The organism is Mesorhizobium sp. B2-3-11 (assembly GCF_006442215.1).
Lineage (GTDB): Bacteria > Pseudomonadota > Alphaproteobacteria > Rhizobiales > Rhizobiaceae > Mesorhizobium > Mesorhizobium salmacidum.
The window spans coordinates 358,052-384,977 of record NZ_VFVS01000003.1 but is presented as its reverse complement, the minus strand read 5'-3'; the positions used below and the strand labels follow the sequence as shown (position 1 = coordinate 384,977).

Genomic DNA, 26,926 nt, shown 5'->3' with positions numbered 1-26,926 from the left:
AAACCATCGAGGCAGCCGAATGCAAGAACTACTTCGAAAACGCCGGATACGCTTCCGTCAAAACATGAAAGACTCTAGGGAAAGCGCTACGCGCTTTTCCCGGGAAAACCGTTACACACTTTTCCTGGAATTGCTCTAGGGGCTGATCGCCGTCGTGGTGTCGCTTGCTGCCGCCGCGGCTGCCGGACTTGCCTTCGGCGGCCATGAGAAATCATCGGCGCGTCCGGGCGACGCCTCCGGTGCCTTGCCCTCGATCACCAGCCTTTCCCCGGGAAGAGCTGGATTGGCTTTCGGCGGCGGGGCAGCGCCGAGCAATTCGGTGCCGCCGTCGAGCGCGGGATCGCTGAGCAGCATGGGTTGGGTGCGATCGATGACGATAGGTGCGGCCGCCGGAGCCGGTGCTTCGACGGGTGCGCCCGCCGGCGCTGCCGCCGGTGCCACGCTTCCGGGCGCTGCCAGTCCAAGGATCTTCAGCAGCGGCTTTTCGGTGTAGAAGGCGAGCTTGCGCTTGCCTGCCTTGGACACGTTGATGCCGTCATCGGCGCGTAGCCGCACGGGCTGGCCGTTCATGTCGGGGCCGCTGGTAATGAAGGCGCCGTTCTCGTCGACGAAGCCGTCCCAGACATCGACGAATTCGCCGCCGTGGCTTTCGGCCGCCTTGTGGTAGATGTCGTTGAAGGCCAGCATGTCCGAGGTCATCTTCGGCACCCGGAAGGCCGGCATGCCGACCCACAGGAAAGGCACCTTGGCGGTGGCGATTGCCTTGCCGAACTCATCGGTACGGCGTTCGTATTCCTTGGTCCAGTTTTCGGAACGAGGCTGCTCGCGCACGTCGCCGACCTTCATCTGCTGGCGGTCGTTAGACCCCAGCATGACGACCACCGCGGCGGGTTTTTCGGTTTCGATCAGCGATTTGATCTGTTCGGGCCAGTTGTAGAAATCATCGCGCACGAAGCCTGACGAGCCATTGCCGCGGACAACGATCCTGACACCGGTATTCTCGGCGAAGGCTTCGTCCAGACCCTCGGCGAGGCCCGTCGCCATGAAGTCGCCGACCACCAAGACGGTGCGGGCGTCCGGCGCCTTTTCGACCACGGGCGTTGCCGGCTCCTCGGGTGGACGAGGCGCACGAGGTTTCTTCTTCGGCTTAGGCCTCGCCTGCTGGATGTCCGGCGGCGGCTCGATCCGCTCGCTGCGGCGCGGAAACAGAAGGTCGCGCAACGACCAGCCTCGACTCTGCTGCGGCTGCTCCTGCGCCATGGCTGGGGCATGGACGGCGCCGGCCACGGCAATGGCGAGCACGGCGAAGGCCAGGATCAGCACCGGCATGCGACGAACGAACGTGCCGATGCGCGCAGGCCAAACCAATCGCTCCCTCCCTACTCAACTTCGTCAGGCTCTATTTCTGCCTGAGCCATTTCAGCACTTCCAAGCTCGGATAGCCATCCTGGGTCAAGCCGACCTTTGCCTGATAGGCCATGATGGCCGTCTTCGAGCCGTCGCCGATCTTGCCGTCGAATTTGCCATCATAAAGGCCATGCTGGGAAAGTCGCTTCTGCAACTCCTGCCGTTCCTCGAAGCTGAGCTTGGTGAAAGGCCGGTTCCAATCCTGGACCAGGCCGCTGCCGCCGGCGATCTCATCGGCAAGCAGACCAACGGCCAGCGCGTATTTGTCGGCATTGTTGTAGGCCTTGATGACCGAAAAATTCCTGACCATCAGGAAGGCTGGTCCGCCACGCCCGTCCGGCACTTTCAGCGTCGCCTTGTCGGTGAGGTTCTTGAACGGCTTGCCGCTGGCCCTGACGACGCCGAGCGCCTGCCATTGTGCCAGCGTCTTCGATCCGCCCGGCAATTTGCCTGCCGGCAACGTGACTTCGTAGCCCCAGGTCTTTCCGGCCTGCCAGCCATTCTTCTTGAGCAGGTTGGCTGATGTCGCCAGCGCATCGGGGATGGAATTCCAGATGTCGCGCTTGCCGTTGCCATCCATGTCGACGGCATAATGCTGGTAGCTTGTCGGGATGAACTGGGTCTGGCCCATGGCGCCCGCCCAGGAGCCCATCAGGTGGCTCTCGTCGATATCGCCGGTTTGCAGGATCTTCAGCGCCGCGACCAACTGGGTGCGGGCATATTTCGAACGTTTCGCGTCGCCGTAGCCCAAAGTCGCCAGCGAACGGATGACGCTGCGCATGATGTCGTCGCGCTTGAGGATCTCGCCATAGTTCGATTCCATCGACCAGATGGCCAGGAGAACATAGCGGTCGACGCCGAACCTTGCCTCGATCCTGTCCAGCCAAGGCTTCCACTTTTTCGCCATTTGCTGCCCGACGGCGACGGACTGATCATGGACGCGGTTGTCGAAATAATCCCAGGCGGGGGCGGTGAATTCGGGCTGCGTTCGGGCTTTTTCCAACACCACCGGATCGGGCTCGTTGATAGTCCTGAAAGCCTGGTCGTAGACGGAGCCGGAAACGCCGCCCGCCAAGGCGGTGGCGCGGAACCCGGCGACCCATTGCCGGAAACCGGCGTCGGCGAAAGCCGGCCCGGTCGGCATCAGCAAAGCGAGCGAGAGGCTGGCCGCCGTCATGACGCTGGCGAAACGTTTTGCGGCATTGCGAACGGACATCTTTTCCTCCTTCTCTGTCTCAGGAAAGACCATTCATCGCCGAACCGGGTTAGGAATTAGTTTACCATAGGCGTCGCCTGGAACGAAAAGACACCTGGGTGCTTTAACCGGTGGAAGTTTCCCCTCAGTTGCCCCAGTAATCTTCAATTCCGGCGTGAAAATGTCGCGAGACGGGGATTGCGGAGCTGGCCAGCAAACGGATAATTGAAGGCATGAAGAGAGTTCGCAAGGCAGTTTTCCCGGTCGCCGGTCTCGGCACGCGGTTTCTCCCGGCCACCAAGGCCGTTCCCAAGGAGATGCTGACCGTCGTCGACAGGCCGGTCATCCAGTATGTCGTCGATGAGGCGCGCGAGGCGGGCATCGAGCATTTCATCTTCGTCACCGGCCGCAACAAGGCGGTCATCGAGGACCATTTCGATATCCAGTTCGAGCTCTATGACACGCTGGCACAGCGCGGCAAGGACGAGCAGCTTGCTCGCCTGCAACGGCTGCAGCCGGCGCCAGGGCAGACCAGCTTCACCCGCCAGCAGGTGCCGATGGGTCTCGGCCATGCCGTCTGGTGCGCGCGCGAACTGGTCGGCGACGAGCCGTTCGCCCTGTTGTTGCCGGATATGATCATGCAGTCGGAGAAGAGCTGCACGAAGGCAATGGTCGAGCTCTATGAGGAAACCGGCAACAACATCATCGCCGTGCAGGAATGCGATCCGGCGGAGGCGCATAAATACGGCATTGTCGGGCGCGGCGAAGACACGCATCACGGGTTCCGTATCACCGAAATGGTGGAAAAACCGAAGACCGGCACGGCGCCGTCCAATCTCTACATCAACGGCCGCTACATCCTGCAGCCCGAGATCTTTGGGATTCTGGAGGGGCAGGAGAAGGGCGCCGGCAACGAGATCCAGCTCACCGACGCGATGCTGAAGCTGGAGAAGCAGCAGGCCTTCTACGGCTACCACTATCAGGGCCGCACCTTCGATTGCGGTTCGCCGGAAGGTTTTGTCGAGGCCAATGTCGCCTTCGCGCTGTGGCGCAGCGACATGAATGAGAACATGGCCGGCGTCATCCGCACGCTTCTCGACGAGGTGAGCCCATCCGAGCGCCGCGGGGCCGCATTTTAGTCACCGCACTTTCGTCATCCTCGGGCAAAGCAGGAGCGTAGCGACGTCGCGGAGACCCCAGGATGACGAAGCTTATAGGCCTTCAGCGCTGCACTTTCACGCCGAGGTAGATGCTGTTGGCGGTGTAGTCGCGGCCGGGCAGGTTGCTGGTCAGCTTCTCGGTTCTCACCCGGGTGGTGAGGCCGGCATACCGGTTCAGCCACCAGGTCAGTCCGGCCTCCGCGCTCAAAATCCTGTCATGGCCGTCGATGCCGACATAGTCGCGCCAGTCCAGGCCCAGAGCCGCATTCGCGGTAAGATTGGATCGGATCACACGTTCGCCCGTCAGGCGTCCGGAGTAGAGGATATCGCCGCTTTCGCCTGACGTGGTCGTGGTCTCGACAGTTGTCTTGCCGGTCAAGCCGATCATGGTGCCGCGTTGCGGTGACCATTTGACATCCGCGTTGACGGTGGCCCCCGAAATCGCTTCCAGGCTCTTGTCGTCGACCGCTTCCCTGAGCCAGCCGGCCGAGAATTCACCCGACAGCTTCTCGCCCATGTCGAGCTGCAGGCCCGCGCGGGCGCCAAGCCGCGTCGAGGAGCGCTCGAAGCCTTCATTGTCGATGCGCTGGTCGTAGGCCCGGCGGCCGACCTCGATTTCGGTGAAGGGCGTGAGCGCCGGGGAAATCTCGTAGCCGGTGCGCAAGGTTGCTGTGTAGAGCGTGTTGTCCTGGTCTTTCTGCGACAGCGAGGTGCCGTCCGAGAGCTTGGCGTCGCCATAGAAGTCGTGTGAGACCGCCCCGGTCAATGTGTACTGCATCTTGCCGACCGCCTTCTCGACGCCGATGCTGCCGTCGATCGACTGCCGCAGGGGCTGGGTGCTGACGCCGGCGATGGCATCGGGCGAAGACGCGGATTCCGGCACAGCTTCGTAGCCGAGCTTGGCGATGGCGCGCATTTCCTTGTCGAGGTCGACATTGAGCTGGCCTTCGATGCGGCCCTGCGCATCGTGAACCCGGTAGCCCGACACCGTTTCGCGGAAAATGCCGTAGCCGTCGATGGTCGCGGAGTTTTCACGCCAGTCGGAAGCGGCGGTAAAGCGCAGCGCCGTCTCGGACAGCAGCGCCGATGTGCCGGCACTGCTCGAGTCGCCGTTCGTCGTGGCCGTCAATCCCTGTTCGATGGTCGGCCGGATGACGAAGGAGCCCCATTTGACCCCGGTGGCGGCGAACGGATCGTCTTCGGGTTTCTTGTTCCGGCCCTCGATCGCAGTGGTGCGCTCGGCGCCAGCGTCGAGTTTCTGCCTGTCCGCACTGTCGATGGTGAGTGCACGGCGGTTGGCCGCGTCCTGATCCGCCGCGATGCTGTCGGTGTCGTCCGTTGTGGCCGTCGTGGCAGTGGTGGTTGGATCCGTAGCCGCCGTAGTGCTCTTTTTCTTCTTCGACTTGTCGGCCGCCCTGTCCCTTGCCTTGTCGGCCGCATTCTGCCTGGCGATCGAAGTGCGGCGCGGCTTGGGCTGCGTGGGCGCATCAGCGGAGGTATCGTCGCTAGCCTGGGGCGGGTCGAAGACGCTGGTGGTCGAGTTCGCGGCGTCCGTGTCGTCAGGCACGGCGTCGGCGCTGGCCGGCAAATAGGTGCGCGCCGGCGCATTGTCCCGCGCGTCAGCGTTGGCCGCCGTTTGCTGGGCGAGAACCAGGCTTCCCGCCTTGCGCTGCTGGTCGGACAGGATCGCCGATTCGGATACTTCTCCACGCAGTTCCGTTTCCTGGGCATGGAGGGGCGCAGGGCGCAGCAAGGCAAGGATGCTGGTCGCCAGCAGCAAGGCGCAGGCCGCCTTGTCCCGTCGTCCTCTCAATTTTTCTGGCTGGACCCCGGACATCGCCACCACTGCTTGCGCGGCGCATGCGCGCCATACTTACCGAACCGTAAATGGGGATGGTTAATGGAGGGTTGAGGCGGCACGCATCCCCCCGGCTCGAACGCGATTTTCGCGGGCGACAATGCGGGTCCGGGTCGTGCCTCTGTCTTGATCCTTGTCCTTGCTCCAACCGCCGCACACTCGACCTTGATGCCGGAGGGCCATTTCCGTTGGACAGGCGGGCGGCAAAGCGCTAATCGCATGATCCATGCATGCGAGACCTCTCGATAAGAAGCCTCTGGACAGGCAAGCGTCGATCGAATCGGCGCTGAGAACGGTGGCAACTGAACAGGCCGGGATCGCGGCCCTTGCCGAGGCACTCGAGAACGGACTGGCAGCACCCTTTGCCCAGGCCGTCGAGATGATCTCGAAGATCGAGGGCCGGCTCATCGTCACCGGTATTGGTAAAAGCGGCCATATCGGGTCGAAAGTCGCGGCGACGCTGGCCTCGACCGGCACGCCGGCCTTCTTCGTCCATCCCGTCGAGGCCAATCATGGCGATCTCGGCATGATCGCCAAGGACGACGCCGTCATCGCGATTTCGTGGTCGGGCGAGAGCAAGGAGATGATGGGCATCGTCGCCTATTCCAGGCGTTTCTCCATCCCGCTCATCGCCGTGACCTCCGGAGAGACGTCGGCGCTGGCGCGCGCGGCCGACGTGGTGCTGCTTTTGCCACGCACCCCCGAGGCATGCCCGCATGGCCTGGCGCCGACGACATCGACGCTGCTGCAACTGGTCATCGGTGACGCGCTGGCGATCGCGCTGCTCGAGGCGCGGGGCTTCACGCCTGACCATTTCCGCACCTTCCATCCCGGCGGCCAGCTCGGCGCCAACCTGACCATGGTCTCCGAGATCATGCGGGCCGGCGACCAGATGCCGCTGGCTTCGCTCGGCACCAAAATGCCGGAAGCTGTGATGACATTGTCGCAGAAGAAGGTCGGCTGCGTTCTGATCGTTGACGCGAATGGCGAACTGGCCGGGATCATCACCGACGGCGATGTCGCGCGCAACCTGCACCGCAACCTGGCCGACGTCATCGTCGACGACGTGATGACCCGCACGCCCAAGACGGTCGACCCGCAGACGCTTGCAGGCACGGCCATCGCGCTGCTCAACGAGCACAATATCGGCGCGCTGGTGGTGACCAGGAACAACATGCCGCTGGGCGTGGTGCATTTCCATGACCTGTTGCGCATCGGCGCTGCCTAAGGCGTGTCGGTATTCAGGTCAGGCCGGCCTGCGGACGGCAGCCTCCTGCGCTTCCCCGTTCTACTGCGTCGCAGTAGAACTGAGCTCACGGACTTAATGCCCGCTCCGCTCCGGTTCTCGGAAGCCACCATTCTCGGCTCGGCCTGACCTGAATCTCAACACACCTCGTGCCGGTGCTATTCAGGTATTGGGGGCCGGAAACTCAGACCTGTTCCACCGTCAATTCCAGGTCGGTGTCGGCAGCGGCGGTGACGCGCACCTGTGTGCCGGCGGGCAAATCCGGGCCGGAAACCCGCCACAGCGTGTCGCCGAGCTTGATGCGGCCGCGGCCGTCGCGGATCGGCTCGGCGAGCGTCGCCATCCTGCCGATCATCTGCGCACCACGGCGGTTGAGCAGCGGCTGATCGCTCGGCTGGTCGTGTCCGCCCATGAGTTTCTTGCCGGCAAAGGCTGAAACCAGCGACAGCACGAGGAAGAGCAGCACCTGGACCTGCCATGTCCAAATGGCGGCACCCCAGACCAGCAGCGACACCGCGCCGACGATCAGAGCGGCGATGCCGATCCAAAGCATGAAGAAGCCCGGCGCGATGACCTCTACCACCAGCAGCACGAAGCCCAGGACCATCCAGTTCCACGGGCCGAGTTCAGAAACGATGCGGTCGATCATGAGAGTGGCCTATCTCAATTCTCGCTCGGGCGGACCACCGGCGGGCGGGCTGCCTGCCTCTGCGCACCGGTCGTGCCTTCGCTGCGGAAGACCTCCTTGGCGATTTCGCCAATGCCGCCAAGTGAGCCGATCAGAGACGACGCCTCGAAGGGCATCAGCACGATCTTGCTGTTGGTGGCGGTGCCGATCTTGCCCAGCGCCTCTGTGTATTTCTGGGCGACGAAGTAGTTCAGCGCCTGCACGTCACCCTTGGAAATCGCTTCCGACACGACCTGGGTGGCGCGGGCTTCGGCTTCGGCGGAGCGTTCGCGCGCCTCGGCATCGCGGAAGGCGGCTTCCTTGCGGCCCTCGGCTTCGAGGATCTGCGACTGCTTGAGGCCCTCGGCGGCCAGGATCTGCGCGCGCTTGTTGCGCTCGGCGGTCATCTGGCGGCCCATCGATTCGATGAGATTGGCCGGCGGGTTGATGTCCTTGATCTCGACGCGGGTGATCTTGATGCCCCACGGGTGCGCCGCCTCGTCGACGACGCGCAGCAGGCGCTCGTTGATGGCGTCGCGGTTGGACAACAGCTCATCGAGGTCCATCGAACCCATGACGGTACGGATGTTGGTCATCGTCAGGTTGAGGATGGCGTTCTGCAGGCCGGCAACCTGATAGGCGGCCTGTGCCGCATTGAGGATCTGGTAGAAAGCGATGCCGTCGACACCGACGATGGCGTTGTCGCGGGTGATGATCTCCTGGCTCGGAACATCGAGCACCTGTTCCATCATGTTCATCTTGGCGCCGATGCGGTCGACGAACGGCGTGATGAGGTTGAGGCCGGGGCTCAGTGTCTTGGTATAACGACCAAAGCGTTCGACGGTATAGTTGTATCCCTGCGGAATTGTCTTGATGCCCTTGAACAGCACCAGCACGACAAGCGCGACAAGAACAACGATCGCAATATCGAAACCACTGAAATCCATTTGGCTCTCCCTCAGAAGCAGGCCGCGCAAGCCATTCCCGCGCAGCCAACTTCACCAAAGACTTAAGTGTGTTTCAAGAACGTTACAATCAGGTGATGAGGGATTGTTTGCGAGTATACACTCAGCGGTTGAAGGCAAACAGGCTTGCATCCGTGTCTTCAAGCCCGTCGATCGACGCCGAGACGATCTCCGCAGCGATCCGCGAGAAGGTGATGCCATTACCGCCATAACCCAACACGGCGTGGATGCGCGGGTGCCTGGGAATGGCGCCGATATAGGGCAGGCCTGACGTCGTGATGCCGAAGGAGCCGGCCCAGGCAAATTCGGGCCTGACGTCGAGATGCGGAAACATCAGGCCTAGCTTTGCGGCGATGCGTGCGCTCTTGTCGCCGATCAGTTCATCGCGCCGCGTCTGGTCGATGAAATCCTCGTCCTCGCCGCCGCAGATGACCCTGCCGTCGACCGTTGCCCTGACGTAGAGATAGGGATCGGAAGCTTCCCAGATAAACGCCGCACCCGGCCAGAGTTTTCGCGTTTGCGGGCGGGTTGCGATCGCCCATGTCGATATGACCCGGTGAGCAGCCGCCGGCACCATGTCGACCAGTTCGTAACCCGTGGCCAAGACAACATGCCGTGCCGTGATGGCGGGGCCATCCCTGGTTGTCACGATCACCTCGTCGGCACTGTCCTTGATCGCCGCCGCTTCGACCGGCGTATAGAGACGTGCCTTGCGCTCCCGAGCCTTGAGTAGCAACCCGGCCGTCAGCTTGCGCGGGTCGAGCGCGATGTTGCCATGGCTTAGGATGGCGCCAGCGCGATCGATGCCGAATGTTTCGGCCAATGGCGCCGGTGTGAGATAGGTCGCGCCGATGCCGGCCATCTGCCGCGCCTCGGTTTCGTCCCGGAGTTCCGAGGGGCCGAGCGCGGTACCGGCCAAATAGAGCGATTGGGTGCGGCTCATGCCGCATTTGATGCCGAGTTCGGCGATGCGGGCGGCGAGATTGGAAATAGCCAGCCGCGAACGTCGCCAGGCCTGCCGTGCCTGGGCCGTGCCAATCATCCTCGACAGAGCCGAAAGCGGCTGGTCGATTTCGAACTGCACCAGCGCCGTGGTTGCCGCTGTCGATCCTTTCAGCGGCCCCCGCCGGTCGATGCAGATCACGGAGTGACCATCCGCTGTCAGCGCCTCGGCCATCATGGCGCCGCTGATGCCCATGCCGACGATCAGCACATCGGCCTTGACGTCCCGGATCAGACTGCCCGTCGGCACCGCGGGCGCCCGATAGGCGGACCAGACGGGCCGGCCAGTGCTGAGGTCGAGTTTGCGGAGCATTGAATTCTCCGGAGGCGCTGCTCAACGCTTCGGAGCTTGTGTTGTTCCGGCGTCAGACCCAGCCCGACAGTTCGCGCCGCACCATTGCTTCGATCACCGCCATGCCCTCGGGGCTGTCGTTGAGACAAGGAATGTGGGCGAAGTTTTCGCCACCGGCATGATGGAAGGTCTCGGCTGCTTCGCGGCCGATCTCGTCCAGCGTCTCGATGCAGTCGACGGAAAAGCCTGGATTGACGATGGCAATCGATCTGATGCCGTCCTTGGCCAGTTTCTCGACCGTCTTGTCGGTGTAGGGCTGCAGCCACTCCTGCGCCCCGAAGCGCGACTGGAAGGTGGTGATCAGCTTGTTCTCGTCCCAGCCGAGTTTCTCGCGCAGCTGCCGCGTCGTCTCCAGGCAATGCGCCAGGTAGGGATCGCCCTTGTCGGAATAGGGTTTCGGGATGCCGTGATAGGAGGTGATCACCACCTCCGGTTCGAAATCGAGCGTCGCCAGATGCCGTTCGATCGAACTGGCGAGCGCTTCGATGTAGACCGGCTCGGCATAGTAGGGCGGCACACTGCGGATCGCAGGTGCCGCGCGCATCTTCATGAACGCCCGGAACAGCTGGTCGTTGGCGGTTGCCGTGGTGGTCGCCGAATATTGCGGATAGAGCGGAAAGCTCAGGATGCGGTCGCAGCCTTGCGCCACCAGCCTTTCGGCGACGCTTGATGTCGAAGGGTTGCCGTAACGCATCGCCCAGTCGACGATGACATTGGGCAAGTCGCGCAATGCCCCGGTCAGCTTTTCGGATTGCGCGCGCGTGTAGGTGCGCAAAGGCGACTCGTTCTTCTCCCGGTTCCAGATCCTGGCGTAGTTGGCACCCGACTTCTTCGGCCGCGTGGTCAGTACCAGCCCATAGAGGATCGGATACCAGATCGCCTTGTTGAGCTCTATGACGCGCGGGTCGGACAGAAATTCGCGGAGATAGCGCCACATAGGCTTGAATTCGGTACCGTCGGGCGTGCCGAGATTGACCAGCATGACGCCGACCTTGCCGGCCCTGGCCGGCGCGTGTCCCGCCGTCGCGGCGACCGGCTTGACCGTCTTGGGGTCGACAACATTGGTAGGCGTCATAAGGGTTCTCCGGAGACGGCGTGAAACTAGCGATGGCGCGCCGCTTTTCAATGCTGCGTCTGGCCGCACCATACCGCCTTTCCGTCTGGAAAAAGAACACCCGCCAGGTTTCCCAGGCGGGTGTTCTCGCCGGAAGCGAAATGAGGTTACTTCGCGGGGATGGTCAGTGTCGCGCCCGGCACAAGCCGATGCGGCCTTTGACCCTTGTTCGCCTCATAGATGAGTTTCCACCTGGTCGCATCGCCATAGGCTTTCTCTGCCAGATCCCAGTAGGTATCGCCGGCCACGATGACATGGTTGCCGGTGGCTGGCGCGGCTTCAGCGGGCGTTGTCGGTTCTGCTGGCGCCGCCGAAGCGGGAGCGGCAGGCGCGGGGGCGGTCTCGGCAGGTGCCGGCGGCGGGGGTGCCTTTTCCGTCGATATGGCTGGCGGCGTATTGGCGATATCGCCTGAGTTGGCAGGCAGTTCAGGCATCGCCGGTGCGGCCGGTTTGGCGGCTTCGGCCGGTGCCGGCGCTGCCGGTGCGGTCTCCGCGGGCTTTGCTGGTTCGGCAGGCTTGGCCGGCTCGGCGGCGGGAGCTGCCGCTGTCGTCGCGGCGATCTCGGTGATACGGCCGTCGAGCTTTGGCGTATAGGGCCGGTGGGCGCCGAGATAGTCGGCGACGACCTGTTCGAGGCCAGGGCCGTAATCATAGGCATTCCTGGCCTTTTCGGCGAAGACCTTGTAACCGTCGCCGCCCTGGCGGACATAGTTGTTGGTGGCGACCAGATAATCCTTGTCGGGATTGATCGGCGTCCAGGCGCCGTTTTCCATCACCTCCACCGACTTCACGCGGCCGGCATTGGGCGCGACCGACCTGTCGAAGGAATATTTGAGCCCCGCGACCTGCGGGAAGCGGCCGGCGCCGTCCTCGATCTGGCTGAGACCGGCTTCGAGCCCGGCGACCAGATCCTTGCCGGAAATCTGGAAGGTCGCCAGCGTGTTCTGGAACGGCAGCACGGTCAGCACCTCACCCATGGTGACGGTCCCCTTGTCGATCGAGGCGCGCAGGCCGCCACCGTTGGAGATAACGATCTCGACGCCCTGTCCCTTGACGCGGTCGAGTATGGCGTCGGAGACGAGATTGCCCATCTCGCACTCCTTGGCGCGGCAGCTTTCGCGGCTGCCGTCGATCACGTCGGTGGTCTCGGCCACTTCCTTGTTCTTCAGCGCCTCGATCGGCGCGCCGAGTTCCTTGATGCGGGCGAGCACCGCGGGATCGGGCGTGATCGACTTGTCGAGATAGATCGGGTCGCCGCTCGCCGATTTGACGACGCCATTGTCGTCGAACACCACCTTGAACTCGCCGAGATATTTCGAATAGGACGCCGCCTGCACCACCGGAACCTTGTAGCCGCCAGGGTTGTCGACCATGGTCGGATAGGGGCCAGCCGCCTTCGGATCGGTGTTGGACAGGAGCGTGTGGCTGTGGCCGCCGATCACGACGTCGATGCCGGGGATCTTGGCAATGATGTCGCGTTCCCTGTTGTAGCCTATATGGGTGACGGCGATGATCTTGTTGACGCCTTCTCCCTTGAGTTTCTCGACTTCGGCCGTGATCGACTTGACGTCGTCCTCGATCGTGATGTTGGGGCCGGGGGAGGCGAGTTCGGGCGTGTCGTTGGTGACGGCGCCAATGATGCCGATCTTCTGGCCGCCGACCTCGATCACGATCGACGGCTTGACGCGGTCGCCGAGCTTGGACTGCGCGTTTGCCTTGACGTTGGCGCCGAGCACCGGGAATTTGATCATGTCGAGGAAGGGCGCAAGGGCGGCTTCGCCGTCGTCGAATTCATGGTTGCCGAGCGCCATGGCGTCGAACTTCATGTCGTTGAGGAACTCGCCTTCGACCTTGCCCTTGTAGGTCGTGTAGAACAGCGAGCCTTGGAAATTGTCGCCGGCGCTGAGCAGCAACACGTTCTGGCCTTCCAGCTTCTTGCGTTCCTGGGCGATGGCGGTGATCAGCCGGCCGGCGCCGCCGATGCACTCGCCCTTGGTCTCCTCCTCAGCAGAGCAGGTCGACTCATATTTGTTGTTGCCTTCGATGCGGCTGTGCCAGTCATTGATGTGCAGGATGTTCAGTGTGTAGTCGGCAAAGGATGCCCCGGCCGACAGGCCAAGCGTCGACGCGGAAAGGGCGGCAATGGCGGCAAGCTTCTTCATCTTCGTCTCCCGGTAGGCTGATCGGACGCGTCTACGCCCTTGCTTGACTGGGATATTACAGCCAGCGTTTCGATCATGTTCCCATCGCGTTCCGGCTGACGCAAGCGGAAATGCGGCGGTATTTCCAGACGCAAAAAAGGACGGCGACCAAGCGGCCGCCGTCCTTTGTGACTGGAATGTTCGCCGGGTTCAGGTGCGCCGCGTCAGCACGAAATTCTGGCCGGCGGAGCTGGTGCAGTTGAGCTGGCTGGTAGACACCATCAGACAATTGAAGCTCACCGGGGTTTGGCGGATCAGCGAGGTGCCGTTGATCTGCACCGACGTGGCGCCGGTCATCGTGTAGCTGCCGTCGGCAAGCTTCTGTCCCGTGTCGGTGGCGACGGTCGTGAAGGTGCCGCCGCCGGTGAAGGTCGACAGGCCGGTACCCTTGGCATCGATCCAGGAACCTTCGACGCCTTTGGGCGTGGCAGCCATCGGCGGCTGGTCGGGACCGCTGGTGGCACAGGCAGCAAGCATCGAGGCAAGGGCACCCGCCATGCCCATCGAAAGAACTTTGCGCGCAATCGTCATATGAAATCCTCTCCAAACGCGTCGGTCCAAAAATCGGGCCGATTTCTGGGAAGCACGACGCGAACGTCCAAAGTGCTGGGGTATGCTTTAAGCGTCCAACGGACGCACATCGCCACCCCAGGCCGCATCCCTTCAATCGCCCGATTTCCGGGCGATTGCAAGGCAATGGCACATGGTCCGGGTGATGCTATCGGACGAGGATGTTGCGGAATTGCCACGGGTCGCTGCGGTCGAGGTCTTCCGGGAAAAGGCCCGGGCGTCTGTCGAGCGGCGTCCAGTCGGTATAGTAGCCCTTGACCGGTCCGAGATAGGGCGACTGCACGTCCAGGCAGCGCTTGTAGTCCATCTCGTCGGCCTCGACGATGCCGGCGGCCGGATTTTCCAGCGCCCAGACCATGCCGGCCAGAACCGCCGAGGTGACCTGCATGCCGGTGGCGTTCTGATAGGGGGCCAGCTTGCGCGCCTCGGCAAGCGACAGCTGGGAACCGTACCAGTAGGCATTCTTGTCGTGGCCGTAGAGCAGGACGCCGAGTTCGTCGACACCGTCGACCAGTTCGTTCTCGTCGAGCACGTGGTGCACCGGCTGCGGCTTGCCGGCGGCACCGAACATCTCGTCCAGCGACAGCATGGCATCGTTGCAGGGATGATAGGCGTAGTGGCATGTCGGGCGGTATTGAACCTTGCCCTTCTTGGAGTGCACGGTGAAGAAATCGGCGATCGAGATCGCCTCGTTGTGCGTCACCAGCAGGCCATATTGCGGTCCCGGCGTCGGGCACCAGGAGCGCACGCGGGTGTTGGCGCCAGGCTGCTCCAGATAGATCGCGGCCTTGGAGCCGTGCTTGTGCTTCTTGCCGTTCTTGGGCATCCAGGTCTCATGCGTGCCCCAGCCGAGCTCGGCCGGCTGCAATCCCTCGGAGATGAAGCCCTCGACCGACCAAGTGTTCCAGAACACATCCATCGGCTTGGGCTTCTTGGTGCGCTGGGTGTCGCGTTCGGCGATGTGGATGCCCTTGACCCCGGCCTTCTTCATCAGTTTCCCCCAGCCCTCGCGGTCTTCCTGCGCCGGCTCGGAGAACTCCATGCCAAGATCGGTGGCCAGATTAACCAGCGCCTGCTTGACGAACCAGGACACCATGCCGGGATTGGCACCGCAGGTGGAGACGGCGGTGGCGCCGCCGGGCTTGTCGTGCTTTTCCTTGAGCAGCGCCTCGCGCAACGCATAGTTGGTGCGGCTGGCATTGTCGGCCTTGGCGTCGAAATAGAAGCCAAGCCAGGGCTCGACGACGGTGTCGATGTAAAGCACGCCGAGCTTGCGGCAGAGTCGCATCAGGTCCACCGAGCCGGTGTCGACCGACAGGTTGACGCAAAAGCCCTGGCCACCGCCATTGGTCAGCAGCGGCGTCAAAAGCTTCTTGTAATTCTTCTCGGTCACCGCTTCCTGGACGAAGGTGATGCCGCGCTCGTCGAGCAGCTTGCGATCGGTATCGCGCGGATCGACGACCGTCATGCGCGACTTGTCGAACTTGAAATGGCGTTCGATGAGCGGCAGCGTTCCGTGTCCGATCGAACCAAAGCCGATCATCACCACGGGGCCGGTGATCTCACCGTAAACGGGCCAGTTTTCATTCGCCATTTTATCGAGCACTCCTTCAAAACCCAGGAAACCGCGAAACACGCGCAAAACCGGGCATTTTTTGGCCGGCGGCCATGCGCTACATCACAGATCATTGTCACAAACCAGCAAAAAGCGCCAACCACAGCCCGAGCACCATTGGCCACTTGGTTAAGGACGCCAACCTGCCGCGGCCGACTGGGCCACTGCGCTCTCGATGCGCTTTCCTGGCTATAATTGGCCAAGCAATCGTGCAAATTCCGGCTTCAACAGGGCGCTGGCATCGGCGGCGGGCAATTCCAGAAAGTCGCCTCCGCAGACCTGGATGGCATGAGGAAGACTTTGCAGTCCAAAGACCAGGCGTTGCGTGTCGCCGTCGCGTTTGACGCTTGCGGCGAGATATTCGCCAATCAGTTCGTCGGTGCCGCATTCAGCCTCGAAACCGGCATCCGTCGGCTCCGTTCGCTTCTTGCGCCGTTCGTCGACGAAGGCGATCAGCGAGGGGCCGGGCTTGCCGTTGACGGTGTCGGTAAACATGTCCTGGAGACCGAGCAGAGCGCCGCGGCGGATATCCATCGTGTAGGCGGCCGAAAAGTTGTTCGGATACGCGCCACCGCAAAAGAGGCTGCCGGATTCCCGCCAGCTCATCAGTTGCGGGGTCAGCGAAGTGACCTCGGACGTGCTGTCCTCATAGCCGCCGAGCGTGCCATCATCCGTGGTGGCGACAGGGCTGCCCTCGTAAAAGCCTGCGTAACGAAGGGCGGCACAGTTCAATGCGTCGAGGCTGGCGTGCCAGTGCCGGTTTTGCAGCAAGGCATTCGCCGCTTCGGCCGACGTCTCACCTGACAGTTCGACGATGCGCGGCATGGCAAATTTGGTGCGGGGATCGACGACGTAGCTGTAGGAGGCATCCGGCCAACCGGCCTTGTTGCCGACCTTGGGCGCAAAATCCAGCCGCAGATAATCGTAGGGCGACGCTTCCATGGTGATCGGCGCGTCGTCGCCGAAGAATTTAGTTTCGGTGAAATCATGGAGGTCGAACGGGCGCGAAGCCGGCGTCTGCGTCTGTTCGCGGGCCGAGATCCGGGTCAGTTTCACGGGCCGCGTCTTTTTGCCGTTCCAGGTGCCTTCCAGCGTCTTGCCCTTGTCAGCCGAGGCAAGGCGCCAGATGGCTGCGACGGGTGCTGCCTGACCATTGCCGCATTGCTCGGCGCCGCACACTTCCTCCTCCGCCAGTTCGAACCGGCGCCCTTTGCGCGGCCTAGCCTGCAGTGGGATGTCGACACCTTGCGAGCGGTAGAAATAGCGTCCGGCGAGCGGCCCGTCCGACGCCGACGGACCGCTGGTGAATTCGACGACGATGTCGGCTGATCCGATTTTGCCGGCATAAGTCACAGGCTCGGCTTGAGCTGCCGCGACAACGAAGACAAGCGCGCCGACAAGCGGTGGCAGATTGCGAACAGACATTTTACCCCCGGGCCATGGCTTTCAGATAATCCGCCAGTCTGTCACGGTCGGCGGTCAGGCCCTTGTAGTCAAGCTGCGTCTGGTCCAGCGCAATGAGCTGGTCGGCGAAGGAGACCGCCAGCGTTGCCCGTTCCGGGTGCCGCGCCAGCACGGCGAGCGGGTCGAGATGGATGCGGATGGTGAACAGGACATCGCGCGAAGCCGGCAGTTTGCGCAGCGTCTGACGCTCGACGCGGATGAAGGCGTGCGCCTTGACGTCACCGTCGCGGAAACGCGTCGGCCGGCTGGTCGCGCGGTCGATGCGCTCGACATTGGACAACGGATGGTAGAGCGCGTCGCCTGACTGGATCGACCAATTGTAACGCTCGACGGCCTGACCCTGCAGGCCATCGAACATCCGGTTGATGAGATCGGCCGGCCTTGTGCCCGGGCCGAAGCCCGGCACCGGCTCGTGGATCCGCTGCAGCGGCCTGCCGAATTTTTCGGTGAGCGCCCAGGACGAAGGAAAGCACAGCGAACCCGCGGCCAGACGCCAGCCGTCTTCGCCCCGCCGCATGAGGATCAGGTCTTCCTGGACCAGCAGCGAGGCCGCGACCAAGGGAGCGCCGATGAGGCTGGAAGGGATGGCGGGATGGCTCGTCGTGCCCACGACCGCAACGCCCGCATCGCTGCGCCGGTGGGTGTCGGGAAATCTTTCCGGCAGGTAGGCGGCGAGCAAGTCGAGCACCTCTTGCTGGGCAGCGCGCGTGCCGTCCTCCTCGACGAAGACGCGCGCGGGGATTTCGTCATAGAGCCGGCGCTTTTCGGCGAGATAGGGCAGCAGGTGACCGTCGACCTCGATCCAGTTCGCGGGGTCGAGCGGCTTCAGCCCGATGGTGAAGAGTTTCGACGAGCCATCATAGGGCGTGTGGGTAGGTTGCCGGAAACTCATGCCTCTTTGAACGAGCCCAAACCGGCGGCGGTCATCCGCGCTGTGAATTCGGTGATGTCGTAGTCGGCGGCGCCCGCCTGGGCGAAAGGATCGGCTGCCAACCTGGCATCGAGCACTTCGCGGGAGCAGCGTGCGATGATGACGCCGCCGGTTCTTGGCCGCTTAGGCCCGGACGCAACGAAGATGCCTTCGGCGTAACAGGCTTCCAGCCACTCGATATGGCCTGGCGCCAAGCGGTCGATCTCGGTGAGCGGCACCTTGTAGTTCAGCGACACGACGAACATTGCATTCTCCGGGCTTGGGTCACGCCAGCCTGGCGGGGATCAGCCCGCGCAGCGAATTGCCGACGAACAGCGCCTTGGCGGATTTCAGGTCATCCAAGCTGTAGATCGCTTCAGTGGCGCGGCCTTCATCCAGAAGCACCGCGCGCAATACGCCAGGCAGCAGGCCGCAATCGAGCCGGGGCGTCGCCAGGATGCCGTCGCCGAAATCGGCGAAGACATTGGTGATCGTGCCTTCGCAGATTTCGCCGCGCTCGTTGGCCAGCAACACCTCATCGGCCTGGGTGATGAGATATTCGGAGCGGGCATGGGTGTAGAGCTGCCGCCGGCTGGTTTTGTGGCGCAGCAGCATGTTGCTCGAAGCGAGCCTCGTCCATGCCAGCCGCAGCGCCCACACCTTGTCGGCGGCAAGCGGTTCATAGGGCTGCGCCGAGGCGTTGGCCTCGCCATCGCGCGACAGAGCGAGCCGCGTGCGCATGGCGATGGGTGATCGATCGACTGCGCCGCTCAGGGCTTCGCCGACCTTTTGCGGATCATAGCTGAAGCCCAGTTCCGCCGCCGATGCATAAAGACGTGCAAGATGGCGATCGAGGCGCAGGAAACCCGAGGCGGGTTCCCAGCGCATGGTCTCGATCAGCTCGAAATCGGCGGCGTCCCCGTCGCGAAGCGGGCTTTGAGCAGACATTCCTGGTACTCCTCTTTCGCGACCGAATCGAAGACGATGCCGCCGCCGACGTTGTAGACGGCCTCGCCGCTGGCAAAGAGCGAGATGGTACGGATCGCCACGGAAAAGCGCATCGTGCCGCCGGGTGCGATCCAACCGATGGCACCGCAATAGACGTCGCGGGGCGTGCCTTCGAGATCGTGCAGGATCTCCATGGCGCGAATCTTCGGCGCGCCGGTGATCGAGCCGCAGGGAAACAGCGCCGCGAAGATCTGGCGTATCGAGAGGCCGGGCAGCAGCTGGGCCCTGACGTCGCTCACCATCTGGTGCACGGTCGGGTAGGTCTCGATGCGGAACAGTTCCGGCACCTCCAGCGTGCCGACCTCGCTGATCAGCGATATATCGTTGCGCAGGAGATCGACGATCATCCGGTTCTCGGCCTGGTTCTTCTCGTCGTTGCGCAGGAAATTCTTCTGCCGCTCGTCCTCGTCCCTTGTCGCGCCGCGCGGTGCGGTACCCTTCATCGGGTGCGTCTCGATCCTCCCCGCCGCATCGATCTCGAAGAACAGTTCGGGCGAGCGCGACAGAACGATGGGATCGCCGAGCGCGACCAGCGCGCCATATTTCACCGGCTGGCGTTCGGTCAGCGCGTCGAAGGCAGCGAGCGGATCGCCGGACCATTGCGCTTGCACCGGAAAGGTGAGGTTGCCCTGGTAGCAATCGCCTTGCCTGATGTGCCGGTGCAGCCGCGAGAACCGCTTCTCGTAGTCCTCGAACGACCACGTCGCCCTTGCATCGAAGATCGGGCCGTTGGTCGGCGTGCTTGGCGGCGGCACCGCCTCTTCATCGGGAGCATCGAAGACCCCGAGGCAGACCAGCGGGGCCCGGCGCCGGCCCGGGAGAAGGGGAACGAGTTTCGGCTCGAGCAGGTAACCGGCCTCGTAGGAGAAATAACCGGCCAGCCATTTGCCGGCGTCGTGCGCGGCCTGCGCTGCTTGCAACGCGGCCGGGAAATCCTTGGCCTCGTGCGCGACGATAACATCGGCCGGCCGCTCGAAAACGAGCTGGCGCGCGCTTTCGTCGTTGCGGAAAATTGCGGCGGGCAGGGACATGGGAACCGGGATCGATGTAGCCGACGATCGCTCTATATGGGGGGCCGGGCGCACGCAATCGAGGGAACGGCACCCTGTCCCTCAAAGCCGACCTTTGCCGCATCGAACCTTGCGATCAAAAAGAAGGCGGCGGCGCCCTTGGCGCCGCCGCCACATGGTCCCCATCGTTCAGGTGTTGCTGGCGGTTCCGGCCGTTGGAAACTGCCTGGCGAATTCGGCCTCGTTGCCGGCGGCGAGCAGCTTGGCCTGCTCGATCCAGCGTTCGCGCGCGATGCGGCCGTCGAAGTTCATGACGTCCTCGATCCGCTTGATGTCGGCTGATGTCCAGGCGGCGATCTGGGCGAAGCTGGTAACGCCTTGCGCCTTGAGCAGTTTTTCGTTGACCGGGCCGATGCCGATCAGCCGGCGCAGATTGTCGGGCTTGCCCGACGCCGGCTTGGCTGCTGCTGTTGCGGCCTTCTTTGCGGCGGGCGCTGCCTTGGGCGCGGCCGAGGTCTTCGCCGGAGTTTTGGTTGCTGGAGCCTTGGTCGGCGAAGCCTTGGCCGCCGCTGCCGAAGCAGTTGCGGATTTGGCCGCCGCAGGCTTCGGCGCCGTCTTTGCCGGGGCGGCCTTCGCGGCGGCTGGCTTGGCTGTCGCCGAAGCGGATTTGCCAACGGCAGGCGTCGACATCAGGGCTGCCGGTGGCTGACTTGACGCCTTTGCTCCGCCGGCGCCCAACGAGGCCTGCGCCTCGCGCAGCTGACGCTCGAGATCGGAGCGGGTCTTGCCGCATGCATTGAGTTCGCCGGTCAGGCGGTCGCTGTCGGCGCGCAGCTTGTCGCGCTCGCTGCGGGTGCGATCGACGTCGCCGCGCAAACTGTCGAGTTCACCGCGCAGACGCCCCCAGATGAACCAGCCGACCAACACGCCTACCAGGAACGCCAGGACCACGTAGAAAAAAGTGCCCATTGTCTCTCTCCAGTCAGATCCGTCTGCCGTGGGTCAAGACCTTCGGCGCAGGACTACTCGATGATGGTTCCGCGGTTCGCGGAACAGCCGGCTTCGGTTCGAGCTGTCGGCGATCGGCTTTGCCTGCCCATGGCCAACGGCCGTCGTCGCGTTCGCCTGGGCGCACGGCCGGCCGGGACTTTCCCTCGCCGATCCGCATGCGCTCCGGCTGAGCTTAAAGGGAAAGCTACCATAGAGCTTGCGGAAAGCTATGGGAAAACGTTCCCGGAGAGTTCTTCAAGAACAAATATTTAGGCCAAGAATAGCGCGGCCCAAACATGCATTCCGGCTAAACTGTTCTTGCCGGGCGAGAGGCGACTCAATCGTCCAGCGTTTCCAGTTCGTCGATCAGGCCGCCGATCACGGCGAGCCCGATCTGCCAGAAGGCGGGGTCGGTGGCGTCGAGACCGAAAGGCGCCAGAAGCTGAGAATGATGCTTGGTGCCGCCGGCACGCAGCATCTCGAAATATTTGTCCTGAAAGCCGCGCTCGGCATTCTGGTAGACCGCATAGAGCGAATTCACCAGACAGTCGCCGAACGCATAGGCATAGACGTAGAAGGGCGAGTGGATGAAATGAGGGATGTAGGTCCAGAACACCTCGTAACCCTCGCGCAACTTGATCGCCGGTCCCAGGCTCTCGGCTTGCACCTCCAGCCAGAACTGGCCGAGCCTGTCGGATGTCAATTCACCGTTGCGACGCTCGGCATGCACCTTGCGCTCGAATTCATAGAAGGCGATCTGGCGTACCACCGTGTTGATCATGTCCTCGACCTTCTGGGCGAGCATGGCTTTGCGCTCGCGCCGGTCGGTGGTCCGCTCGAGCAGCGAGCGGAAGGTCAGCATCTCACCGAAGACGGACGCCGTCTCCGCCAGAGTCAGCGGCGTCGAGGCCATCAGCGCGCCCTGGCCGGCGGCCAGCACCTGATGCACGCCGTGCCCGAGTTCATGCGCCAGCGTCATCACATCGCGCGGCTTGCCCATGTAGTTGAGCAGCACATAGGGGTGAGCCGATGGCACGGTCGGGTGGGCAAAGGCGCCGGGAGACTTGCCCGGACGCACCGGCGCGTCGATCCAGTTGCGGTCGAAGAAGGTGCGCGCGATCTCGGCCATCTCGGGCGAGAAGCGGTGATAGGCCGACAGCACGGTGTTCCTGGCCTCGTCCCAGCCGATCACCGCCTGCGGCGTCTCCGGCAAGGGCGCGTTGCGGTCCCAGTGGTTCATCACCTCCATGCCGAGCCAGCGCGCCTTCATGGCGTAGTAGCGGTGCGACAGGCGCGGATAGGCCTCGCGCACCGCGGTGGCGAGCGCATCGACCACGCCGCGCTCGACGCGGTTGGCGAGGTGGCGTGAATCGGCGATGTCCTCGAAACCGCGCCAGCGGTCCGAAATTTCCTTGTCCTTGGCCAGCGTGTTGGTGATCAGCGTGAAGGTGCGCAAATTCTTGCGGAAGGTCGTGGCCAATGCCTCCGAGGCGCGCCGGCGAACATCGCCATCGGCGTCCTGCAGCCGGTTGAGGGCCGGCTCCAGCGTCAATTCCTCGCCGTCGACATCGAAGCGAAGATCGGTCATCGTCTCGTCGAACAGGCGGTTCCAGGCGCCGCGCCCGGTGATCGATTTTTCGTGGAAAAGCTGCTCGACGCGATCCTCGAGCTGATAAGGCTTGTCCATGCGCAGATCGAGCACCCACGGGCGGTAATGCCCGAAGGCGGGGTCGCTGGCCAGCGCGCTTTCGATCGCCGCATCGTCGATAAGGTTCAGCTCGAGCGCGAAGAACAGAAGATGCGCGCTGGCGTCGGTCATCTTCTCCTGGATGTCGCCATAGAGCTTGGCGCGCTGCGGATCGGCGGTGTTGCCGGCATAGACGAGGCCGGCATAGGAGACGATGCGGCTGATCAGTTCCTCGAGTGCCTCGTAGGCGGCAAGCGCCTCGCCCAGCCTGCCGGGGCTGCCGCGCCCGGCCTCGGCGGCTAGTGTGCCTTTCCAGCGGGCCTCGAATACGATGGCGTCGGCGGCCGCTTTGGCAATGTCGCGCTTCAGTTCCGGCGCCTCCATGCCGGCATAAAGATCGGCGAGGTTCCACTCCGGCAGATCGCCAAGCCCGGCCGCCGCACCCTGACCGGACGCTGGCGCCGCAATCCGCCGATCAAACATCATGCGCATCGACATACCTTCTTTGAATCAAGTGACCGGAATTACCGAGCCGGACTCAACGCGAATGGAGAAGCCGGTCAAATCCTAAGGAATTCGTTCACCGGGTTTTTTGAAACCTTATTTAGAACCCTGTGCCAAGATGATCCATGGGGAATTCGGGCCCGGGCAAACCAAGACAGTCATGACAGGTTCCATACTCATAGTCGATGACGATCCCGTGCAGCGGCGGCTGCTCGAGGCGGCGGTGACTCGGTTCGGCCATACCGCAATCATCGCCGACGGCGGTGCTGCCGGCCTCGAAGTCCTCGACGGGCCTGGCGCCCGCGACGTCTCGGTCGTGATCCTCGACCTTGTCATGCCCGGTCTCGATGGCATCGGCGTGCTGAAGGCGATGCGCGAGCGCGACATCAGCGTGCCCGTCATCGTGCAGACCGCACAGGGCGGCATCGAAACCGTGGTTTCGGCGATGCGCCACGGCGCTTTCGATTTCGTCGTCAAGCCCGCTTCGCCCGACAGGCTGCAGGCCTCGATCTCCAATGCGCTCAAGGTCGAGGCGGTCGAGGGCGAGGTCAAGCGCACATCGCGCAAACGCGGCGGGCTGCTGACCTTCAGGGACATGATCACCCACAGTCCGGCCATGGACAGGGTGATACGCCTCGGCCAGAAAGCGGCGGCCTCCAACATCCCGATCCTAATCGAGGGCGAATCCGGCGTCGGCAAGGAGCTGGTGGCGCGTGCCATCCAGGGTAGCGGCGACCGCCGCTCGAAACCGTTCGTCACCGTCAATTGCGGCGCCATCCCCGACAATCTGGTGGAATCCATCCTGTTCGGACACGAGAAAGGCTCGTTCACCGGCGCCACCGACAAGCACACCGGCAAATTCGTCGAGGCGCATTCCGGCACGCTGTTCCTCGACGAGATCGGGGACCTGCCGCTCGACGTCCAGGTCAAGCTGCTGCGCGCGGTCCAGGAGGGCGAGGTCGATCCGGTCGGCGGCCGCTCGACCGTCAAGGTCGACATCCGGCTGATTTCGGCGACGCACCGCAACCTCCTGCAGCAGGTCAAGGACGGCAAGTTCCGCGAGGATCTGTTCTACCGGCTCAACGTCTACCCGATCTTCGTGCCGCCGCTGCGTGACCGCCGCGACGACATTCCCCATCTGGTCACGCATTTCATGGAAAAGATGGCGCCCGCGGACCCGCGCCATCGGCTGAAAGGCATTTCGGCGGCGGCACTTGCGGTGCTGCAGGCCTATGACTGGCCTGGCAACATCCGGCAGCTCGAAAACGCCGTCTTCCGCGCATCGGTGCTGTGCGAAGGCGATGTGTTGACGGCCGATGATTTCCCGCAGATCCGCGCGCAGGTGGAAGGCACTGTCAATCTTGAGGTGGACGACACGTTCGAAACCAGCGGCGCTGCGCCGCCGCTGGCGCCGCACGACGAGGACGTCGTGCCCGACGAGACCGCTCCGGCAACTGTGCAGCCGGCCGGGGCGCAGCCCCGCTTCGGCACGCTGCGGGCGCTCGACGAGCGCGGCAATGTGCGTGCGCTGGCCGATGTCGAACTCGAAATGATCAAGCTCGCCATCGATCACTACAACGGCCAGATGAGTGAGGTCGCCCGCCGGCTCGGCATCGGCCGCTCGACGCTTTACCGCAAGCTCAAGGAATACGGCATCGACCCGGAAACCGGCCGCGTCGACAGGCTTGCATCCTGAACCGCAAGGCCGGGACCAGCTTCCCTCGTCATTATGTGGGCTGACAGAGTGCCTTCCGGACTATCGCGGTCCGAGGCGGCACTCGATATGGGTATTGTTCACGCATTGAGGCCAGTGGTAACAGATCGTGTTCGGCCAAAGCCGGAATCCTGATCTAAACCAGCGGTTTACCAAGAAACCGCGCGGACAATTTTTGACGGGATATCGCCACGGTGTTACCGCATTTCGGCTTCAATAAGCGATGATTAACCATTAGGATCGATATTCGGATGTGAAAACGACACGTCCGTTTGGGCAAATCCGGGGACAAACGGCAGCCTGCAAGGCCTTTTGATTTGAACAGAATCGAACGATTCACAAACGGGCGGCACTATCATTTGAGCGTCTGGCCGAGATGGTTGGCGGCGGTGATTGTCGCATTTGGTTTTGTTGCCGCGGCCGCCACGGGCGCCCAGGCCGAAGTTCGTTCGCTAAAGCTCTACCACCTCCACACGCACGAGAAGGCGGAGATTGTCTACAAGCGCAATGGCCGCTACGTTCCCGAGGGCCTGAGGAAGATCAACATCATCCTGCGCGACTGGCGCCGCAACGAGCCGACCAAGATGGACCCGCGTCTGCTGGATCTGGTCTGGGAGGCTTATCGCGAAAGCGGCGCCACCGATTATATCCAGGTCGTCTGCGGCTACCGCTCGCCCTCGACCAATTCAATGCTGCGCAGCCGCAGCCGCGGTGTCGCCGAGAAGAGCCAGCATATGCTTGGCAAGGCGATGGATTTCTATATTCCCGGCGTGCCGCTAAAGAAGCTGCGCAACATCGGCCTCAAGATGCAGGGCGGTGGCGTCGGCTATTACCCGACCTCCGGTTCGCCGTTCGTCCACATGGATGTCGGCAATGTGCGCCACTGGCCCGGCATCAGCCGCCAGGAACTGGTCAGCCTGTTCCCCAATGGCAAGACGCTGCATGTGCCGAGCGACGGCCGGCCGCTGCCCGGCTATGAACAGGCGCTGGCCTCCTACCAATCGCGCAAGGGTTCCGGCACACCGAATATCGAGATGGCCAGCGCCGGCGGCAGCGGCAAGAAATCCGGCGGGTTCCTCTCTGCCTTGTTCGGCGGCGGTGGCGACGACGAGGCCGACGACAGCGCCGACGTGGAGACCGCTTCGGCCGCACCTGCGCCCAAGGCTAGAAATCTGAAGCCGGCCGCCGCCGCCAAGAGCAGCAACGTGCCTGGCATCGCCATCGTGGCCCCCGAGAATGCCCAACGGGCCGACATTCCGCAGGTTGCCGACGAGCAGGCTCCGGAACCGGAGAAGAACACGCCGGAGACGATTATCGCGGCGCTGCCGGCCAAGGAAATCCCGCTGCCCGATTTCGCGCCGCGGCCGAAGGCCGATGTCGGCGCGCAGCCGCCTGAGAATGTTCCCTTCGCCACGGCGGATGCGACGGCCACCACCGAACAGGCAGTGGCGACGGCTCAGGCACCGGCGAACATGCCTTTCGGCAAGTCCGATCCGGCAGCCATCGCGGAAGCCGCGGCCGCCGATCCGGCGCAGGTCGCCGTCAACAACATCCCACTGCCGACATGGCGCCCCGAGCGCTCGCTGCCGGCGGACCTCGCACCGCCGCCCAGCAAGGATGTGCTGATGGCGCTGGCCGAAACGGCTGACCAGGGCAAGACCGCGACGGATGCGTTCTCCGTGCTGCCGACAGCGCGTCCCGAGCCGACCAAGCCGGACGCCGTCAAGGCCGTGCTCGACCAGGCCAATGCCCAGGTCGGCACCGCCGACGAATATCAGGTGGCCTCGTTGGCCGAAGAACCGCGTTCGGCCTTCAACGATCCGTCTGGTGTCGATGCGGCCTCGCCGCGCCAGGCTGTTGCCGCCCGTCCTGCCGGTTCCGATCCGGTCGCCGCGATCGGCGCTGGTGTGAAGACGACCCGCAAGGAAGCCAGGGCCACCGTCCGCGACCAGAAACCCGGCCCCAGGGCTGTGGTGGTTGCCGCTGCTCCGCAGGCCGCCCGCTGGGCGCTGACCAGCGGCGAAAACGTTGCCACCGTTTCGAGCGCGACGACCGCGCCGGGTTACGCCTACAACATCGTGCATACGCCGCCGAGCGAGGTCTATACGACTGGCTTCCAGGCGGGCAACCAGATGGCCGACGCCAACCGTTTCACCGGCAATGCCGTCAAGTTCCTGTCGGTCGCCCGTTTCCAGACGAAGTAGCGAACAGCCCGGAATATTGCTGAAGCCGCGCCGGGCGACCCGCGCGGCTTTTTGCTGTCCAGAGGTGCGATGCAGGTGGTGCC

The 26,926-nt window shown here is 63.5% G+C and carries 21 protein-coding genes; 4 read left to right on the top strand and 17 right to left on the bottom strand.

What is annotated here, in order from left to right:
• Window positions 1–135: 135 nt before the first annotated feature.
• Window positions 136–1,368 carry a DUF459 domain-containing protein gene (locus tag FJ960_RS07250; protein ID WP_140712804.1) on the bottom strand — a complete coding sequence of 411 codons (1,233 nt, stop codon included), beginning with the start codon at window positions 1,366–1,368 and terminating at the stop codon, window positions 136–138.
• A 31-nt stretch (window positions 1,369–1,399) separates the two neighbouring features.
• Entirely contained in the window at window positions 1,400–2,623 is a 1,224-nt protein-coding gene (locus FJ960_RS07245) for a lytic murein transglycosylase (RefSeq protein WP_140712802.1), read from the bottom strand.
• 203 nt (window positions 2,624–2,826) lie between these two features.
• On the opposite strand from FJ960_RS07245, the gene galU reads away from it, so the two are divergent.
• A complete protein-coding gene (galU, locus tag FJ960_RS07240; protein ID WP_181169741.1) occupies window positions 2,827–3,741 on the top strand; it encodes a UTP--glucose-1-phosphate uridylyltransferase GalU in 915 nt (304 codons plus the stop codon).
• 82 nt (window positions 3,742–3,823) lie between these two features.
• Here the strand turns inward: galU and FJ960_RS07235 are convergent, their stop codons facing one another.
• Window positions 3,824–5,599, bottom strand: a complete 1,776-nt coding sequence (locus FJ960_RS07235; protein WP_181174166.1) for an outer membrane beta-barrel protein — start codon at window positions 5,597–5,599, stop codon at window positions 3,824–3,826.
• Between the two features lie 247 nt (window positions 5,600–5,846).
• On the opposite strand from FJ960_RS07235, the gene FJ960_RS07230 reads away from it, so the two are divergent.
• The gene (locus FJ960_RS07230) at window positions 5,847–6,848 is read left to right on the top strand and encodes a KpsF/GutQ family sugar-phosphate isomerase (protein ID WP_140712800.1); all 1,002 of its coding nucleotides are present in this window, start codon (window positions 5,847–5,849) and stop codon (window positions 6,846–6,848) included.
• 202 nt (window positions 6,849–7,050) lie between these two features.
• Here the strand turns inward: FJ960_RS07230 and FJ960_RS07225 are convergent, their stop codons facing one another.
• The 14 genes from FJ960_RS07225 to FJ960_RS07160 form a co-directional block, all read right to left on the bottom strand.
• On the bottom strand, window positions 7,051–7,515 hold the full coding sequence (locus tag FJ960_RS07225) for an NfeD family protein (RefSeq protein WP_140712798.1): 465 nt from the start codon (window positions 7,513–7,515) through the stop codon (window positions 7,051–7,053).
• A gap of 14 nt (window positions 7,516–7,529) precedes the next feature.
• Window positions 7,530–8,480 (bottom strand): SPFH domain-containing protein, encoded by a 951-nt coding sequence (locus FJ960_RS07220; protein ID WP_140504234.1) that lies wholly within the window; start codon window positions 8,478–8,480, stop codon window positions 7,530–7,532.
• A 121-nt stretch (window positions 8,481–8,601) separates the two neighbouring features.
• Window positions 8,602–9,813: an FAD-binding oxidoreductase gene (locus tag FJ960_RS07215; protein ID WP_140712796.1), complete on the bottom strand. Its 1,212-nt coding sequence runs from the start codon at window positions 9,811–9,813 to the stop codon at window positions 8,602–8,604.
• Between the two features lie 52 nt (window positions 9,814–9,865).
• Window positions 9,866–10,927 (bottom strand): ferrochelatase, encoded by a 1,062-nt coding sequence (gene hemH, locus FJ960_RS07210; protein WP_140712794.1) that lies wholly within the window; start codon window positions 10,925–10,927, stop codon window positions 9,866–9,868.
• 146 nt (window positions 10,928–11,073) lie between these two features.
• Window positions 11,074–13,128, bottom strand: a complete 2,055-nt coding sequence (locus FJ960_RS07205; protein WP_140712792.1) for a bifunctional UDP-sugar hydrolase/5'-nucleotidase — start codon at window positions 13,126–13,128, stop codon at window positions 11,074–11,076.
• Window positions 13,129–13,317: 189 nt separating this feature from the next.
• Window positions 13,318–13,698: a hypothetical protein gene (locus FJ960_RS07200; protein ID WP_027146250.1), complete on the bottom strand. Its 381-nt coding sequence runs from the start codon at window positions 13,696–13,698 to the stop codon at window positions 13,318–13,320.
• Between the two features lie 187 nt (window positions 13,699–13,885).
• Complete coding sequence (locus FJ960_RS07195; RefSeq protein ID WP_140504226.1) at window positions 13,886–15,331, bottom strand: homospermidine synthase; 1,446 nt, start codon at window positions 15,329–15,331, stop codon at window positions 13,886–13,888.
• Between the two features lie 210 nt (window positions 15,332–15,541).
• Entirely contained in the window at window positions 15,542–16,777 is a 1,236-nt protein-coding gene (locus FJ960_RS07190) for a hypothetical protein (RefSeq protein WP_140712790.1), read from the bottom strand.
• A 1-nt stretch (window position 16,778) separates the two neighbouring features.
• The gene (locus tag FJ960_RS07185; protein ID WP_140712788.1) at window positions 16,779–17,708 is read right to left on the bottom strand and encodes a DUF3445 domain-containing protein; all 930 of its coding nucleotides are present in this window, start codon (window positions 17,706–17,708) and stop codon (window positions 16,779–16,781) included.
• A complete protein-coding gene (locus tag FJ960_RS07180) occupies window positions 17,705–17,992 on the bottom strand; it encodes a YciI family protein (RefSeq protein ID WP_140712786.1) in 288 nt (95 codons plus the stop codon). Before FJ960_RS07180 ends, FJ960_RS07185 begins: the two co-directional genes overlap by 4 nt.
• Window positions 17,993–18,011: 19 nt before the next feature.
• The gene (locus tag FJ960_RS07175; protein WP_140712784.1) at window positions 18,012–18,674 is read right to left on the bottom strand and encodes an aminotransferase class IV family protein; all 663 of its coding nucleotides are present in this window, start codon (window positions 18,672–18,674) and stop codon (window positions 18,012–18,014) included.
• Window positions 18,623–19,765, bottom strand: a complete 1,143-nt coding sequence (locus tag FJ960_RS07170) for an aminodeoxychorismate synthase component I (protein ID WP_140712782.1) — start codon at window positions 19,763–19,765, stop codon at window positions 18,623–18,625. Before FJ960_RS07170 ends, FJ960_RS07175 begins: the two co-directional genes overlap by 52 nt.
• Window positions 19,766–19,933: 168 nt before the next feature.
• Window positions 19,934–20,713: a proton-conducting membrane transporter gene (locus FJ960_RS07165; protein WP_140712780.1), complete on the bottom strand. Its 780-nt coding sequence runs from the start codon at window positions 20,711–20,713 to the stop codon at window positions 19,934–19,936.
• Between the two features lie 358 nt (window positions 20,714–21,071).
• Window positions 21,072–22,913, bottom strand: a complete 1,842-nt coding sequence (locus FJ960_RS07160) for a M3 family oligoendopeptidase (RefSeq protein WP_181174165.1) — start codon at window positions 22,911–22,913, stop codon at window positions 21,072–21,074.
• A gap of 172 nt (window positions 22,914–23,085) precedes the next feature.
• On the opposite strand from FJ960_RS07160, the gene FJ960_RS07155 reads away from it, so the two are divergent.
• Both FJ960_RS07155 and FJ960_RS07150 read left to right on the top strand, forming a co-directional pair.
• Complete coding sequence (locus FJ960_RS07155; protein ID WP_140712778.1) at window positions 23,086–24,621, top strand: sigma-54 dependent transcriptional regulator; 1,536 nt, start codon at window positions 23,086–23,088, stop codon at window positions 24,619–24,621.
• Between the two features lie 407 nt (window positions 24,622–25,028).
• Window positions 25,029–26,843 carry a DUF882 domain-containing protein gene (locus FJ960_RS07150; protein WP_246672647.1) on the top strand — a complete coding sequence of 605 codons (1,815 nt, stop codon included), beginning with the start codon at window positions 25,029–25,031 and terminating at the stop codon, window positions 26,841–26,843.
• Window positions 26,844–26,926: the final 83 nt, after the last annotated feature.